The organism is Thiomonas sp. FB-Cd (assembly GCF_000733775.1).
Taxonomy (GTDB): Bacteria; Pseudomonadota; Gammaproteobacteria; order Burkholderiales; family Burkholderiaceae_C; genus Thiomonas_A.
This window is the reverse complement of the sequence record NZ_JPOE01000002.1, coordinates 1,869,575-1,886,192: the sequence shown is the minus strand read 5'-3', so window position 1 is coordinate 1,886,192 and position 16,618 is coordinate 1,869,575. Positions and strand designations below refer to the sequence as shown.

Below are 16,618 nucleotides of genomic sequence, written 5' to 3'. Positions count from 1 at the left end.
GGGGCATTCGCCAGTTGGCCAAGCCCCTCGCTGCAAACCAGGCCGGCCCTTTGGGGTGCAGCTCAGGCGAAAATCTTTCCGGGATTGAGGATGCCTTTCGGATCCAGCGCGTTCTTGATGGCGCGCATGGTGTCCAGGGCATCGTCGCCGACCTCCTCGCGCAGGAACCCCTGCTTGTGCAGACCGATGCCGTGTTCCCCTGTGCAGGTTCCGCCCAGGGCGAGGGCTCGGCGCACCAGCTGCGCGTTGAGGCGCTCGGCGAGCTCGCGCTCCGCGGGTTGGGCGGGATCGATCAGGTACCCCACATGGAAATTGCCGTCGCCCACATGACCCACGATGAAATAGGGCAGACCGGCCGCGTCGGCCTCGGCAACAGTCAGATTGATGCTTTCCGCGAGCTTGGAGATGGGCACGCAGGTGTCGGTGGTCACGCTGCGGCAGCCCGGGCGCATTTGCAGCGCAGAGAAATACGCGTGATGGCGGGCCTTCCACAAGCGGTTCCGCTCCTCGGGGTATCGGCCCACGCGAAATGCGATCCACCATGGTCCATTGCGATGGCCTGAACGGACTCGGCCTGCTCGCGCACGGACGCCGGCGAGCCGTGGAATTCCATCAGCAGCAAGGGTTGTTCCGGCAGACCCAGGCGGTCATGCGCGTTGACCGCACGTACGGCGTGCGCATCCATCAGTTCGCAGCGTGCAATCGGGATGCCGGCTTGAACCGTCGCGATGGTGCAGTCCACGGCACTCGCAACATCGGGAAATGAACACACGGCCGCGGCCACCGCTTCGGGTTGCGGGTAGAGCTTCAATGTGACCTCGGTGGCAATCGCGAGCGTTCCCTCGCTGCCGACGATCAGGCGCGTGAGATCGTAGCCCGCGCTGCTCTTACGCGCATGCGTGCCTGTGCGCACGATGCGTCCGTCTGCAAGCACGGCGGTCAGCGCAAGCACGTTCTCGCGCATCGTTCCATAGCGCACCGCGTTCGTCCCCGAGGCGCGAGTGGCCATCATGCCGCCGATGGTCGCATCCGCGCCGGGGTCGATCGGGAAAAACAGCCCGCTATGGCGCAACTCCTCGTTCAATTGCAGCCGGGTGACACCCGCCTCGACGGTGGCGCTCATATCCTCGGCAGCAATTGCCAGAACCCGATTCATGCGGCCGAGGTCAAGGCTGATACCGCCGCGTACCGCAAGAAGCTGGCCTTCAAGCGAAGAACCCGCGCCAAAGGCGATCACCGGCGTGTCGTGCGCGGCGCAGAGCTTGACCGCATTGGCCACATCGTCGGTCGACGTGCAAAAGACCACGCCAGCGGGTGGCGGGACGTCAAAGGGCGATTCGTCGCGGCCGTGCTGCTGGCGGATGGCGAGGGCGGTGGTGAAGTGCGCGCCAAAGCGCTGTGCCAACGCGTCGAGCAGGGCAGGCGAGACCGCACGTTGCAGGATCTGGGGGTGGAGCGAGGCGTTCATTGCAGTCTCCTGTGTTTCTTGGGGGTGATGCGCTTGGGTAAGAATACGCGTGTTGCCCCTTGCCATGGCGTGCGCGCTCGGCAGGGCTGTCCTCCCGACTTTTAAAGGACCCAATCATGGGACATCGGCTCACGGCCATCACCACGCGTACCGGCGACGCCGGTACGACCGGCTTGGGCGATGGCTCACGTTGCTCCAAAGGCGCGGCCCGCATCCACGCGCTGGGCGAGGTGGACGAGTTGAATTCGCACATCGGGCTGCTGCTGACCGAGCCCATGGCAAACACCGTTCGCGAGCTTTTGCTGCAGGTGCAGCATGACCTGTTCGACCTCGGCGGTCAGCTCGCTGTGCCAGGCATGACGATCATGCACGACGCGCATGTGCAGCGACTGGATGCCGCGCTTGCCGAGTACAACCCCAAACTGCCGCCACTCAAAGAGTTCATTCTTCCCGGCGGCACGCGCGCGGCCAGCCTCGCCCATGTGTGCCGCACGGTGGCGCGCCGAGCCGAGCGCGCGGTGGTTGCCGTGGCAGGCGAAGCCGTGACCGGGCCAAGTGGCCAGATGCACACCACCGGTGGCAACACCAGCGCGCCGACGCCAGCTCAGGCTGAACTCGCCCACCCGCTTCAATATCTGAATCGGCTTTCGGACCTTCTTTTCGTGCTCGCGCGAACACTCAACCGTGCAGGTGCGGAAGGCAGCACCGAGGTGTACTGGAGGCACGAGCGCAAGGCCAGGGGCATTGAGCCGTGAGCGATGGCTTTCCGACGCGCTCTGATGCGCACCGGGGCCGGGCCGTCAGGCAGGGCACTACCGTGCCGGCAGAACGACGATCGGGGCGCGTTGCCTTTCAAATGCCGGGCCCGAGGGCCCGACGACTGGTTGCAGCAATACTTCGACACGTAAGCCACACTTCGGCTTCATGCGGCTCTGGCATGCTCAACGCCTGCGTCGTCGCGCCGCGACGCGGCTCTGGCATGCCCCAAAAAACCGACGTGGGCGGGCGTGGTCGGAGAATGTGCCTGAGTTTCGCCTGACCCCACGCAATCGTCATTCCTTCCCGAGCAGCCTCCATCCATGACTTCATCCGGCCTTGGCCCCCATTCCACTCCGACTTCTGTCATGCCTTCAGCGGCGCGTCGCGGGCGTTGGTTGCTTGCGTTGGCGGCAACGGTCGTGGGTCTGTTTCTTTGGTGGCGGCTGGGCGAGGTCAGTCATGCGCAGAAAGGCCCCGCGGGTCTGGTGGGCAAGCAGCCTGCGCAACCGGTGACGGCCTCTGTTGCTCGTGCGCAGCCGCTGCCGGTGTGGCTGAGCGCCCTGGGTACCGTCACGCCGCGCAGCCTGGTCAACGTGATGCCGCGCGTGAGCGGCTTGCTCCAAAGCGTGGATTACAAGCAGGGGCAGATGGTCAAGGCCGGGCAATTGCTCGCGCAGATCGATCCGCGACCGTTCCAGATCGCCGTGGAGCAGGCCAAAGCGCAGATGGAGCAGACGGCGGCGCAACTCGCTGGGGCCGAGGGGGACCTCGCCCGCTACGAGATCCTGCTCAAGCAGGATTCGATCGCTGCGCAGCAGGTGTCGGATCAGCGTGCAGCCGTGGCCCAATACAAGGCCACGCTGGATGTGAACAAGGCGGCCTTGGATAATGCGCGGCTGCAACTCGCCTGGACGCGCATCACCGCTCCCGTGGCAGGCCTGGCGGGTCTACGCCCGGTGGACGCGGGCAATATGGTGACCACCTCTGGCGCGGTTGGCTCTGGCAATGTTTCCGGTACGACGAGCGGCAGCGCCACGCCGATTGCCACCATCGCCCAGGTCCAGCCGGTCGATGTGACGTTCGCTGTGCCGCAGCAGGCGATTGGTGAGGTGGTCGGCCAGCTCATGAGGGGAGCGTCGCTGACGGCTGAGGCCTGGGACGCGCGTAACACGAAAGTTTTGGCAAGCGGGAAACTGGTGGCAGCGGACAACCAGATCAACACTGCAACCGGTACCTTGAATCTGCGCGCCGAGTTCGACAATAAGGACATGGCGCTGTATCCCAACCAGTTCGTCAACGTGCGCCTGCTGGTGCGGACCATTGCCCATGCGGTGGTGGTGCCAACGACGGCGGTGGCGGTCGGCGCTCCCGGGACCTATGTGTACGTGATCGGCTCCGGGGACAAAGTGGCCTTGCGCAAAGTGAGCACGGGCGCCACCGACGGCAACCTCACCCAGATTCTCTCCGGCCTTCAGCCCGGAGAGCGCGTCGTGACGGATGGTCTGGACCGCTTGCGCGATGGCCGCGAGGTCAAGGTGGTGCAGGCGCAGGCGAGCGCCCCCGGCGGCAGCGCGTCGCGGCCGCAAAAAGCCGTCAGTCGAGCCGGTGAGCGGGCAAGGTCGGCTGCGGCCAGCGGAGCACGGTGAGCATGAGCGAGGTGGCCCAAGACGACGAGTCCTCGTCGCACCAGGAGCCGGCAGACCCCAACGCAGGGCGTCGAGGCCCTTCGCGCCTGTTTATCCTGCGACCCATCGCCACCACGCTTTTGATGATCGCGGTGCTTGTGGCAGGCTTTGTTGGCTACAGGCTCCTGCCGCAGGCGGCACTGCCCGAGGTCGACTACCCGACGATCCAGGTCACCACGCTTTACCCCGGTGCCAGCCCGGATGTGATGACATCGTCGGTCACCTCGCCGCTGGAGCGCCAATTCGGGCAGATGCCAGGCCTGGCGCAGATGTGGTCCGTGAGTTCGGGCGGTGCATCGGTCATCACGCTGCGCTTCGAACTTGCCCTCTCGCTTGACGTGGCTGAGCAAGAGGTGCAAGCGGCCATCAATGCTGCCAGCAGCCTCTTGCCAACGGATTTGCCGCAGCCGCCGATCTACGCGAAGGTCAACCCTGCCGACGCTCCCGTCATTACGCTGGGGCTGACCTCTGGCTCGCTACCCCTGACCACGCTGTATGACTTGGCCGATACGCGACTGAGCCAGAAGCTTTCGCAGGTCTCGGGTGTTGGTCTGGTTACGCTGTCTGGCGGTCATAAGCCCGCGGTGCGCGTGAGCGTGAATGCGCAGGCGCTTGCCGCCCTCGGGCTAAGTCTGGACAGCATCCGTAGCGCCATTGCCGGGGCCAATGTCAATACGCCCAAGGGCAGCATCGATGGGCTGCAGCAGTCGTTCACGATCGACGCCAACGACCAATTGCAAACGCCTGAACAGTATCGGCAGACCATCATCGCGTACAAGGCAGGGTCTCCCGTGCGCCTGGGCGATGTGGCAACGATCGACACGGGCCCGCAAAACGCCTGGCAGGCGGCGATGGTGAATGGCAAGCCGGGCATCGTCATCAACGTGCAGCGTCAGCCTGGAGCCAACGTCATCCAGGTGGTGGACAGCATCCACAAGCTGATACCCAGCCTGCAGCAGCAGTTGCCGGCCGCAGCCCAGTTGTCGGTGCTGTCGGACCGCACCGTGACCATACGCGCAGCCATTTCCGACGTGAGCTTCGAGCTCCTGCTATCGGTGCTGCTCGTGGTGGCCGTGATCTTCATATTCCTGCGCAGCGGGCGTGCCACGTTTATCCCGGCCACTGCAGTGCCTTTGGCACTGGTGGGCACGTTCGGCGCGATGTACCTGTTCGGATTTTCCATCAACACGCTCACACTGATGGCGCTGACCATCGCCACCGGTTTCGTGGTCGATGACGCCATTGTGATGATCGAGAACATCGCCCGGTACATCGAGGCTGGTGAGCCGCCGCTTCAGGCCGCGCTCAAGGGCGCCGCGCAGATCGGGTTCACCATCATCTCGCTGACGTTCTCCCTGATCGCCGTGCTCATTCCACTGCTGTTCATGGGCGACGTCGTGGGCCGGCTGTTTCGCGAATTCGCCATCACGCTGGCGGTGGCGATCGTGATTTCGGCGGCGGTGTCCCTGACCTTCACGCCGATGCTGTCAGCGCGGCTTTTGCGTCATGTGCCGGAAAACAAGCAGGGGCGCCTGTTTCGCGCCAGTGGCCGGGCGTTTGACCGATTGGCCGACGGTTACGCGCGCGCGCTTTCGTGGGTTCTCGGCCACCAGGCTCTCATCTTGCTCCTGGCGGTGGGCACGCTGTTGCTGACCGTGGCCCTGTACATCACGATCCCGAAGGGCTTCTTCCCGGTGCAGGACACCGGGTTGATCCAGGCAACCACGGTCGCGCCGCAGGATGCTTCCTTCAACGCCATGACGAGGCGTCAGCAGGCACTGGTGGATGCGCTTTTGCACGATCCTGCGGTGGCGAGCATTTCCTCGGTGGTCGGTATCGATGGCGTCAACACCACAATGAACACAGGCCGCCTGCTCATCAATCTCAAGCCGCTGAATGAGCGTGTGCTGCGAGTGGCGCCGATCATCCAGCGGCTGACGGATCGCGCTGCCAACGTGGAAGGCATTCGCACCTACATGCAGCCTGTGCAGGATCTGACCATCGACGACATTCCTAGTCGCTATCCGTACCAGTTCAGCCTGTCGGCGACCAGCCAGACCCAGCTTGCAGAGGCTAACGCGTCGCTCTTGAAGCGCTTGCGTGGTCTGCCCCAGCTCGCGGGGCTGACCAGCGATTTGCAGGACCAGGGTCTGCAGGCCTTCGTGGACGTGGATCGCGCAGCCGCCGCGCGATTGGGTGTCACCATGAGCGCTGTCGACAGCGCCCTGTACAACGCCTTCGGGCAACGCCTGGTGTCGACCATCTTCACCCAGTCGGCACAATACCGCGTCGTGCTGGGCATGGACAAGACTGGCGCGGGCGGCCTAGCGGCGTTGGACGGTGTGTATCTGACGTCAAGCAGCGGCCAGGCGGTCCCGCTGCTGAGCATTGCCCACGTTGAGCAACGCGCAACGCCCCTGGCGGTGGACCATCTTGGACAGTTTCCAGCGGCGCTGATCTCGTTCCAGCTGGCATCAGGCGCCTCGCTCGGTGAGGCGGTCAGCGCGATTGAAAGCGCTGCGCGCGATGCGCAGTTGCCCCCGTCGGTGGCCATCGCCTTTCAGGGCGCGGCCAGCGCGTTCCAGGCGGCGCTGTCCAACGAATTGTGGTTGCTGCTGGCGGCGGTTGCCACGATGTACATCGTGCTCGGGGTCCTCTATGAAAGCTACATTCATCCCGTCACGATCCTGTCCACCCTGCCCTCGGCCGGAATCGGGGCCTTGCTGGCCCTCATGGCCACGGGGCACAATCTGACGGTGATCGCCATCATTGGCATCATTCTTCTCATCGGCATCGTGCAGAAGAACGCGATCCTGATGGTGGACTTCGCGCTTGACGCGCAGCGCAATCAGGGGATGGCGCCCGAGGCCGCAATGGTGCAAGCCGCGCACCTGCGGCTGAGGCCCATCCTGATGACCACCTTCGCCGCGCTGTTTGGCGCCGTACCGCTTGTGGTGGGCGGCGGCATGGGGGCGGAGTTGCGCCAGCCGCTGGGTATCACGCTGGTGGGTGGTTTGCTGCTTTCGCAATTGCTCACCCTGTTCACCACCCCGGTGATCTATCTCGCATTTGACCGCATGGCCCGGCGCACGGCGGCTTGGAAAGCGCGGCATTTTGGCGCGCCCGGTGAAGCTGCCGAGGAGGGCGGGGCGTGAACCTCTCGGCCCCGTTCATTCGGCGCTCCGTCGGTACCAGCCTGCTGGCGCTTGCGGTGCTCCTGGCTGGCATCATCGCTTTTCGGCTGCTGCCGGTGGCGCCGCTGCCGCAGGTGGACTTCCCGACAATCACGGTTCAGGCCAATATGGCCGGGGCCAGCCCGGAGGTCATGGCGGCAACGGTGGCCACGCCGCTGGAGCGCTCACTCGGGACGATCGCCGGCATCGCACAGATGACGTCGAGCAGCACGCTGGGCTCCACGCGGGTCATCCTGCAGTTTGATCTGTCAAAGGACATCAACAGCGCAGCCAGGCAAGTGCAGGCAGCCATCAATGCAGCGTTGCCACTGCTGCCCACGGGACTGACGGGAAACCCGACGTACCGCAAGGTCAACCCGGCCGATGCGCCGATCATGATCATCTCGCTCACGTCCAAGAACCTGACGCGGGGCCAGATGTACGACGCCGCCTCGACGATCCTGGCGCAGAAGATCTCGCAACTTTCGGGCATCGGTCAGGTCAACGTTGGCGGTTCGGCGTTGCCAGCTGTGCGTGTGGAGTTGGATCTGCCTCGCATCAACGGCATGGGCTTGGGGCTGGAGCAGATCCGCCAAGCCATCGCGGCTGCCAATGTGGACACGCCCAAGGGCGCAGTCGATAGCGCCAACCACCGGTGGCAGATCGGCACCAACGATCAGATCAGCCTTCCTGCGCAGTACCAGCGCATCGTTGTTGGCTATAAGAACGGCGCACCCATTCGACTCGATGACGTGGCGCAGGTTGCCGAAGGTCTGCAAAACAACCAGAACATGGGTCTGGCCAATGGTGAGCAAGCCGTGTTGCTCATCATTTTCCGCCAGCCAGGAGCCAACATCATCAGCGCCGTGGAGGGCGTGAAGGCGGCCTTGCCGCAGCTCGAAGCATCCATTCCCGCCGGTATCGATGTGCGCATCATGTCCGACCGCACCACCACCATTCGGGCATCGCTCGGCGAAGTCGAGAATACCCTTCTGCTCGGCGTGCTCCTGGTTGTGGGCGTGGTCTGGTTGTTCCTGCGTGACTGGCGCGCCACGCTGATCCCAGCGCTTGCGGTCCCGTTGTCGCTCGTGGGCACGTTCGCTGCGATGTGGCTGCTTGATTACTCGCTCGACAACCTGTCCTTGATGGCGCTGATCGTTGCCACAGGCTTCGTGGTGGATGACGCTATCGTTGTGCTGGAGAACATCATGCGCCATGTCGAGGCCGGGATGCGCCCCCTCGACGCGGCCTTGAAGGGCGCGCGCGAGGTGGGCTTCACGGTGCTGTCGATGAGTCTTTCGCTCATTGCCGTATTCCTGCCGGTGCTGTTCATGGGTGGGATCGTGGGGCGCCTGTTCCACGAATTCGCCGTCACGCTGTCAGTCGCCATCGGGATCTCGCTTCTCGTTTCACTGACGGTGACGCCCATGCTGGCCTCGCGCTGGCTGCGCCCGCATCGTGGAGGCGGCGGCACGGTCGGCCAGCAATCAGGACGCCTGGCGCGCAGCTGGGATGCGGTTCATCGCGGATACGCGCACAGCTTGCAGCGGGCGCTTGCGCATCCGAGGATCATGCTCCTGGTGTTCTTTTCCACGATTGGCCTGAGCATCTATCTCTATGCCGTGGTGCCCAAAGGATTTTTTCCGATTCAGGACACGGGGCTTCTGGTGGGTTCGGTGCAGGCCGACCAATCGATTTCCTTCCAGGACATGAGCAAGAAACTCGAAAAGATCGTGGGCATCGTGCGCAGGAATGCGGGGGTTCAAAACGTCCTGGCTTTCACGGGCGGTGGGACGACCAACAGCGGTTTCATGTTCATGCAGCTCAAGCCGATCGATCAACGCCAGGGCGTGCAGGCGATCATCGTCGAACTGCGCAAGGCGCTGGCGAATGTGCCCGGCGCGCAGACGTTCATGTTCCCGGTGCAGGACATCCGCGCCGGTGGCAGGCCGTCGGCGGCTTTGTACGAATACACGCTGCAGGCGTCCGACTTGAATACCCTGCGCGAGTGGGAGCCCAAGGTGCTGGCTGCGTTCAAGCGCATCCCGGGCATGAATGACGTCAATACGGATCAGCTGGCCAGCGGCCTGCAGCTCAGACTGGTCCTCGACCGCGCCGCAGCCGCGCGGTCCGGAATTCCCATCGCCACCATCGACCAGACGTTAAACGACGCGTTCGGCCAACGCCTTGTGTCCACCATCTACGCCCCGCTGAACCAGTACCGTGTGGTCATGGAGGCGGCGCAGCAGTACCAGCAAAGCGCATCCGCGCTTCAAGACATCTACGTGGTGGGCAGCAACGGCAATCGTGTGCCGTTATCGGCCTTGGCGCATTTCGAACTCTCCAACACACCGCTTGCGGTCAACCACCAGGGCCTGTTTGTCTCGTCAACCATCTCCTTCAACCTGGACAAGGGCATTGCACTCAGCCAGATCCAGGGCAAGATCGACCAGGCGATGGCGGAAATCAGCCTTCCGTCGGACATTCACGGCGGCTTTCAAGGAACGGCCCAGTTGTTTTCCGACACGTTGAAGAATCAGCCGCTGTTCATCATGGCGGCGATCTTCGCCATCTACATCGTGCTGGGTATTCTGTACGAAAGCACGTTGCATCCGCTGACAATCCTGTCCACCCTGCCGCCTGCCGGTGTGGGTGCCGTGCTGGCGCTCATGCTGTTTCATACCGAGTTTTCCATCATCGCGCTGATTGGAGTATTCCTGCTCATCGGCATCGTGAAAAAGAATGCCATCCTGATGGTCGACTTTGCCTTGCAGGTGGAGCGCGAGCAGGGCGCGGAGCCCCGTGACGCCATTTTTCAGGCCGCCACGCTGCGCCTGCGCCCGATTCTGATGACCACGCTCGCCGCATTGGGCACCGCGTTGCCACTGGCATTCATCACGGGCAACGGCGCTGAGCTACGCCAGCCGCTAGGCATCGCCATTGCCGGCGGCTTGCTCGTGAGTCAAGCGCTGACGCTGTACACCACGCCGGTCATCTACCTCGAACTCGACAGTCTGCGCCGCTGGACCCTGCGCCGCTTTGGGCGAAGTGGCCATCCGATGCCGATCGACACGCCGATCTGACCACCATGCCCATCACCTGTATTCCTAATCGCTTGCCCTGTTCCCGAAGCCCGGCGGAGGCGCCGTGCCGCTCGGGGCACGGTGATCCGGCTGCACACGTTGACCGATCACGGCTCGTTGTCTGTGCGCTGGGGTTCTTGTTGCTGTCCGCCTGCGCCGCAACTCCGCCCGAACCACCCGCCAAGGTGGCGATGCCCATGGGCTATGCCCAGGCGCGAGGCGACTGGCAACCGGCGCAACACCTGGCGGCAGCGCCGCGGGGTCCCTGGTGGGAGGTGTTCGGAGACCCGGTGCTGAACAAGCTCGAAGCGCAAGTCGCGCAGCGCAACCAGAGCCTGGCGGCGCAATTGGCCGCGTACGACCAGGCCCGTGCCGCCATCGCTCAGGCGCAGGCTGCTTACTACCCGACGCTTTCCGCTGGGGCGGCCGCCACCCGCTCCAAATTCGCGAGCAGCAGCACCAGCGTTGCGGTGCCCGGGCGTATCAGCAACGCGGTCAGTGCCTCGGCCACAGCGAGTTGGGAGCCGGATCTGTGGGGCAAGGTCCGCCTTCAGGTGCAGGCGAGCCAGGCCAGCGCCGAAGCCAGCGCGGCCACCTTGCGCAACACCATGCTGAGCCTGCAAGGCAGTCTGGCTCAGAGCTATCTGCAACTGCGCACGGTGGATGCGCAGTTGGGCTTGGCGCAAAACACCGCCGAGGCGTACGCGCGCGCCTTGCGCCTTACGGAGAATCGCTACAAGGCGGGGGTGGACACGGCCGCTGACGTGGCTTCTGCAAAGACTCAATTGCTGCAGGCGCAGACCAGTCTTACGGACTTTGGCGTGGCCCGCGCACAGTTGCAAAATGCGGTGGCTGTTCTCGTCGGCACGCCGCCGAGTGATTTTGCGCTGCCGGCAGACGGCGCCATGCCCGATGTGCCCGTCATCCCGCCGGGCATTCCCGCGCAATTGCTGCAGCGCCGGCCTGATCTGGCTGCTGCGCAGGCACAAGTCGAGGCGGCCAATGCGCAAATCGGCGTCGCACAGACCGCCTGGTTCCCCAACCTGACGCTGTCGGCACAATCTGGCAGCCAGGCCACGCGCGTTGCCGACCTGTTCTCGGTGCCATCGCTCTTCTGGTCCCTGGGGCCGAGTCTTGCAGCAACGCTGTTCGACGGTGGGCTTCGCCGCGCGCAGGTGGCGTCCAGCCAGGCGGCGTACCGCCAGACGGTTGCCAACTACCGACAGGATGTACTGACCGCGTTACAACAAGTGGAAGACAACCTGGCCGCCCAGCGCATCCTCGCACAGGAGGCGCAGCAGCAGGCGCTGGTGGTACAGGCAGCCGACGTGTCGTTGCGGCTGGCCGAGAATCAATACAAGGCCGGTACGGCGCCATACCTCAATGTCATTACCGCGCAGACCACAGCAACCAGCGCACGCAATGCCCAGATCGTCCTGCTGAATCGTCGCTACACCGCAACGGTTGCGCTGATTCAGTCCCTTGGCGGCGGCTGGGGCACGACATACGGCGAGGCTCTGGGTTCTTTGCCGGCCGGGGCGCCCGCCGTTGTGAAGCGCGCCCGCTGAGGGTGGGCGAAGAAGCGCGGTTCGCGCTACGCTTGCTGGCGCGAGGACCCGGCTCGCCGCAAGCCAACGCCGCAAGGCGACTGTCGCACAAGCCCGGGGATCGTTAAACAGGTGATTGCATGATTGAGTGCCGTGCCCTGATGCTGTGTTTGCGGCTCCCACGTCGCCCCCGCGCCCCATCGCTTCGCCCTGGGCGTCGTCAATGGCGTGGTGCCACGGAGCAAAACCGCCTGCGGATTGTGGTGCACGGTGCCCCGGTGTGCAATTCAGGGCGCGCAAGCTGGGCTGCTGGCACGGCACCATGTGCGGGGCCGGCACCACACCGTATGGGCGCATCGCAAGCCGGGCCCACGGCGCTGCCGCTGCCGTGACCATGTCAAGCACGCACCACTCTCACCTGGCGCCACAGCCCCTTTGTTGCGATGAGTCCTCCCGATTCCGCTGAGCCCCTGCCCGGCGTCTCGCCGCTCGAACCCGGATCCTCGAGTACGACCGAGCCAGCCGTGCCCTGGAGCCGCTTCGTGCAATTGTTCACGGCGGTCATGCTGCCGATTTTCCTGGCGGCGGTGGACCAGACCCTTCTGGCAACCGCGACCCCGGCGATCGCGCGCGACCTCGGCGACTTGCGCGACACAGCGTGGATTGCAGTGGGCTATCTGCTGTCGTCCACCATCATGGCCCCCCTTTATGGCCGCTTGGGTGACCGCTATGGGCGCCGCGATGCGCTGGTTGCGGCGCTCGGGCTGTTCGCTGTTGGCTCGACTGCCTGCATGGCGAGCCAGGGCATGTGGTGGCTGATTGCCTCGCGCATGCTTCAGGGCTTGGGCGGGGGTGGGCTGATGGTGATGAGCCAGGCCCTGATTGGGGAGGTGGTGCCGCCCCGCCAGCGCCCCCGATTCCAGGCGTATTTCGGCGTGGTGTTCGTGCTCGCCAGCGTTGCGGGTCCGGTCGTGGGTGGGCTTGTCGTCAGCCGGTTCAGCTGGCGCTGGCTTTTCGCCGTGAACCTGCCGCTTGCGGCCATCGCGGCTTGGCGTGTATTGCGATTGCCGAGGAGTCCGCGTCACGCGGTTCCAGGTCAAGGCCACGATGCGCTCGGCGTTGTGCTCTTCGCCGGCATGGCCGGGCTCGCCTTGCTGTGGCTGACGCTGGCAGGTCACCGCTTCCCGTGGGTTTCCGCGCCGAGCCTGGCGATGGCCGGGGTGGCCGTCCTCCTGGGTGCGCTTCTGGCTCGGCGCGAACGCAGCCAAACCCATCCCTTTCTGCCGCTGGAGCTGCTGCGCATACCTGCCATCGCCTGGACGAGCCTAACGGTCACGTTGTTCGCAGCCAGCATGTTCGCACTGGTATTTTTTCTGCCGGTCTATCTGCAACTTGGCAAGCATGGCAACGCCGCGCACGCAGGGCTGCTCTTGTTGCCGCTCACAGCGGGGCTGGTCCTTGGATCCAACCTCACCGGGCGGCTCGTGGCGTATACGGGCCGGCCAGACCAGCCGCCACGTTTCGGACTTGTCCTGGCCGCGTTGGCCCTGCTTGTGCTGGGTTGGCTTCCGGGCGGAAGCTGGACTGTGGGCGTCCTTGGTGTGGTTGCCGGTCTTGGATTCGGCACCGTCATGCCCACTTCGCAGCTCGTGATCCAGACTGTGGCGGGACGCGCCCGACTCGGGGCAGCGGCAGCCACGGTCTCCCTGGCCAGGTCGGTTGGGGCTTCGGTGGGCACGGCCGTGTTCGGCGCGTTGGTTTTCGGTCTCGCCTCGACGGCCGAGTTGCAGGCGGCTCTGCGCGGCACCAGTGAGCAGGCCACGCTGCAAGTGATCCACGCGTTTCATCTCACCTTCATGGCGGCTGGCGCGCTCACGCTGGTCGCCGCATGGTCGTCGACGCGGGTGCCTCGGATTGAGCTCTGAACGCATCTGAACCGCCGCCTGAACACACCCGGGATGCAGGTGCGCGCGCACAGGCTTGCCGCTGCACGCAACGTGAACACGTGCCCGTGCATTCCCCTTCCTCACCTGGCCCGACGCGCGGCGTCGCTCAGACGAAGCCGTCCGGGCAGGAGGGGGCAAGCCTTGGCCCTTGGTCCGCGAAATCCCCAATACAGCCGCGAAGGCGGCTTAGCGGCGGGAGAGTTCATCGCCACAACGCTTGCGCATGGCCATGCCGATTCCGGGCCACCGGCGACCACCACCGGAATGGCGTGCGGGGTCCTGCTGGCAGAATGGCGCTGCTTTCAAGCCACACCTCGCCACAATGCAAGACCTCGCCGCGCTCCAAGCCTTTGCCATTCCGGGTCAGTTGACCTTTCGCAGCGGCCCCGGTGGATTGATTTTCGCCGACATCGAGAATCCGGGCGGCGTGGCCAGCGTGTGCATGCAGGGAGCGCACTGCACGACCTTTCGCCCCAGGGCCCAGAGCGAACCCGTGGTGTGGTTGTCTGAATCCGCCCGCTTTGCCTCGGGTCGTTCGATTCGCGGCGGAGTGCCCGTATGCTGGCCCTGGTTCGGAGCACACCCCACTGAAGAGACGTTCCCGGCACACGGATTTGCCCGTGCCCTATCGTGGGATGTGGTCGACAGCGCCGGGGGGCAGGGCGCGACCGAACTTTGTCTTCGGCTGCCGCCCGGCGCCACCACACGGGCGCAATGGCCGCACGACACACCGGTTGAACTGCGCATTCGCGTTGCCGATACGCTGGAAATCGCGCTGACCACCCGCAACGCGACGGCCATCCCGCTATCAGTGGGAGAGGCCCTTCATGCCTATTTTTATGTTCGGGACCTCGCCGAAGTCGAGTTGGACGGGCTGGAAGGCTGTACCTATCTAGACAAGACCGAGGGCTTTGCGCGCAAACGGCAAGACGCGCCGCTGCGCTTCGATGGCGAGATCGATCGGGTTTACGTGCATGCGTGGGGCGAGTGCGCCATTGTCGACGCGCGCCTGCGCCGTCGCATCCGCATCGCCAAGCAAGGATCGGCCTCCACGGTCGTTTGGAATCCTGGGCACGACAAGGCCGCGGCCCTGGGGGATTTCACCCCCACAGGCTGGCGCAACATGCTGTGCGTGGAATCCGCGAACGCAGCCGATGACGTGCTCACGCTCAAACCTGGGCAGACGCATACCCTGGCGGTGCGCTACAGCGCCGAGGCAGCGTAGACGGGTCCGCTCACTCTGTCTCCTGCTGCACCCACCGCGCCGCCTTCTCGGCAATCATCAGTGTCGGACTGTTGATGTTGCCGCTGGGAATGGTTGGCATCACCCCCGCATCGATGACCCGCAACCCGAGGATGTGGCCACCGCGCCCGTCGCGTACGCGCAGGCGTGTATCGACAACAGCCTGTGCATCGTCCGCACGCCCCATACGCGTTGTGCCTGCGGGGTGGAAGATCGTCGTGGCAATATCTCCGGCCAGATGGGCGAGTTCTTCGTCGGTCTGAAACTGCAGCCCGGGCTTGAACTCCTGCGGGTGAAACGGGGCCAGCGCCGGCTGCTCGACAATGCGACGCGTCAGCCGCAGGCTGTCCGCGGCCACCTTGCGGTCTTCGTCAGTGCTCAGGTAGTTCGGGGAAATCGCCGGCGCGTCCTGAAAGCGCGGACTTCGGATGCGCACGCTGCCGCGGCTGCTGGGGTTGAGATTGCACACACTGGCGGTAAATGCGTCGAATCGGTGAAGCGGCTCGCCAAAGGCGTCAAGACTAAGCGGCTGAACGTGATACTGGATATTGGGATGCAGGTATTGCGTGCTGCTGCGCGTGAAGACGCCAAGTTGGCTGGGCGCCATGCTCATCGGGCCCGTGCGCCTCAGCGCGTACTCCAACCCGATCATCGCCTTGCCCCAAACGCTCGCAGCCCGTGTATTCAAGGTGCGCGTGCCTTGTACCTTGAATACCGCCCGGATTTGCAGATGATCCTGGAGGTTGGCCCCCACGCCATTCAGATCCACCAGAGGAACGATGCCATGCTGTTGCAGCAGTTCGCCCGGCCCGATGCCCGACAGCTGCAGGATTTGCGGTGAACCAATGCTGCCCGCGCTGAGAATGACCCCGGCGCGCGCGCGTGCAGTGACCATCTCTTGACCGGTCCACACTTGCACCCCGCTGCAGCGTCGTTGGCCGTCGGGGAGCGTGTCGAAAAGCAAACGCGCAACCTGCGCGGAAGTCCAGAGCTCAAAGTTGGGGCGACCGAAGCAGGCTGGGCGCAAGAACGCTTTGGCACTATTCCAGCGCCATCCATTTTTCTGATTGACCTCAAAGTAGCTCACGCCCTCATTGCTGCCGCTGTTGAAGTCATCGGTCGGGGGTATGCCGGCTTGCTGGGCGGCTTGGGCGAAGGCGTCGAGAACGTCCCAGCGCAGGCGTTGCTTGTCCACACGCCATTCCCCGCCGTGTCCATGAAGGGCTGCAAAGGCTGGATCGCTTTGTGTATCGAGCCGGTAGTGGTCTTCGTGCGCTTTGAAATCGGGTAAGCAGTTGTCCCAGCGCCAGGAATCGTCTCCAGTGAGATCCGCCCATTGCTCGTAATCACGCGCCTGGCCCCGCATATAGATCATGCCGTTGATGCTGCTGCAACCGCCGAGAACCTTGCCGCGCGGGTAACGCAGGGTGCGACCATTCAGCCCTGGATCGGATTCGGTCTGGTACAGCCAGTCGGTGCGTGGGTTTCCGATGCAGTACAGGTAGCCCACCGGGATGTGAATCCAGTGGTAATCGTCCTTGCCGCCGGCCTCAATCAGCAGCACGGTTTTGCTGCCATTTGCGCTGAGGCGGTTAGCCAGCAAGCTGCCCGCAGTGCCGGCGCCGATAATGATGTGATCGAAAGTGGTGTCAGGCATGACGCAAGCGCGGTATGCCGTGCCTGCATCGGCATGGCGCGCGCCCACGCTGCGGGG

At 64.5% G+C, this 16,618-nt stretch carries 8 protein-coding genes and 1 pseudogene; 7 read left to right on the top strand and 2 right to left on the bottom strand.

All coding sequences use genetic code 11. From position 1 onward, the window contains the following. Positions 1–62: 62 nt before the first annotated feature. Positions 63–1,468: pseudogene (locus tag CD04_RS21635) on the bottom strand (FAD-binding oxidoreductase). 116 nt (positions 1,469–1,584) lie between these two features. On the opposite strand from CD04_RS21635, the gene CD04_RS0109190 reads away from it, so the two are divergent. From CD04_RS0109190 to CD04_RS0109160, 7 genes are all read left to right on the top strand, one after another. Further along, positions 1,585–2,223, top strand: a complete 639-nt coding sequence (locus CD04_RS0109190; protein ID WP_031406127.1) for a cob(I)yrinic acid a,c-diamide adenosyltransferase — start codon at positions 1,585–1,587, stop codon at positions 2,221–2,223. 324 nt (positions 2,224–2,547) lie between these two features. Then, the gene (locus CD04_RS0109185; protein WP_081857872.1) at positions 2,548–3,873 is read left to right on the top strand and encodes an efflux RND transporter periplasmic adaptor subunit; all 1,326 of its coding nucleotides are present in this window, start codon (positions 2,548–2,550) and stop codon (positions 3,871–3,873) included. 122 nt (positions 3,874–3,995) lie between these two features. Beyond that, positions 3,996–7,067, top strand: coding sequence for a multidrug efflux RND transporter permease subunit (locus CD04_RS0109180; RefSeq protein ID WP_051849252.1), 3,072 nt, complete (start codon positions 3,996–3,998; stop codon positions 7,065–7,067). Next, on the top strand, positions 7,064–10,168 hold the full coding sequence (locus CD04_RS0109175; RefSeq protein ID WP_031406121.1) for an efflux RND transporter permease subunit: 3,105 nt from the start codon (positions 7,064–7,066) through the stop codon (positions 10,166–10,168). The genes CD04_RS0109180 and CD04_RS0109175 overlap by 4 nt, the downstream gene beginning before the upstream one ends. Before the next feature lie 140 nt (positions 10,169–10,308). Beyond that, the gene (locus CD04_RS0109170) at positions 10,309–11,736 is read left to right on the top strand and encodes an efflux transporter outer membrane subunit (protein ID WP_231480511.1); all 1,428 of its coding nucleotides are present in this window, start codon (positions 10,309–10,311) and stop codon (positions 11,734–11,736) included. A gap of 422 nt (positions 11,737–12,158) precedes the next feature. Beyond that, on the top strand, positions 12,159–13,640 hold the full coding sequence (locus CD04_RS0109165; protein WP_051849056.1) for an MFS transporter: 1,482 nt from the start codon (positions 12,159–12,161) through the stop codon (positions 13,638–13,640). Positions 13,641–13,983: 343 nt separating this feature from the next. Further along, the gene (locus tag CD04_RS0109160; RefSeq protein WP_031406115.1) at positions 13,984–14,886 is read left to right on the top strand and encodes a D-hexose-6-phosphate mutarotase; all 903 of its coding nucleotides are present in this window, start codon (positions 13,984–13,986) and stop codon (positions 14,884–14,886) included. A gap of 10 nt (positions 14,887–14,896) precedes the next feature. Here CD04_RS0109160 and CD04_RS0109155 read toward each other — a convergent pair whose 3' ends face one another. Then, positions 14,897–16,561 carry a GMC family oxidoreductase gene (locus CD04_RS0109155; RefSeq protein ID WP_031406113.1) on the bottom strand — a complete coding sequence of 555 codons (1,665 nt, stop codon included), beginning with the start codon at positions 16,559–16,561 and terminating at the stop codon, positions 14,897–14,899. Between the last annotated feature and the right edge of the window lie 57 nt (positions 16,562–16,618).

Bases quoted from the DNA above. Each gene is read 5' to 3' on its own strand.
- CD04_RS0109190 (WP_031406127.1), top strand. From the start codon at position 1,585: ATGGGACATCGGCTCACGGCCATCACCACGCGTACCGGCGACGCCGGT.
- CD04_RS0109185 (WP_081857872.1), top strand. From the start codon at position 2,548: ATGACTTCATCCGGCCTTGGCCCCCATTCCACTCCGACTTCTGTCATG.
- CD04_RS0109180 (WP_051849252.1), top strand. From the start codon at position 3,996: ATGATCGCGGTGCTTGTGGCAGGCTTTGTTGGCTACAGGCTCCTGCCG.
- CD04_RS0109165 (WP_051849056.1), top strand. From the start codon at position 12,159: ATGAGTCCTCCCGATTCCGCTGAGCCCCTGCCCGGCGTCTCGCCGCTC.
- CD04_RS0109160 (WP_031406115.1), top strand. From the start codon at position 13,984: ATGCAAGACCTCGCCGCGCTCCAAGCCTTTGCCATTCCGGGTCAGTTG.
- CD04_RS0109155 (WP_031406113.1), bottom strand. From the start codon at position 16,561: ATGCCTGACACCACTTTCGATCACATCATTATCGGCGCCGGCACTGCG.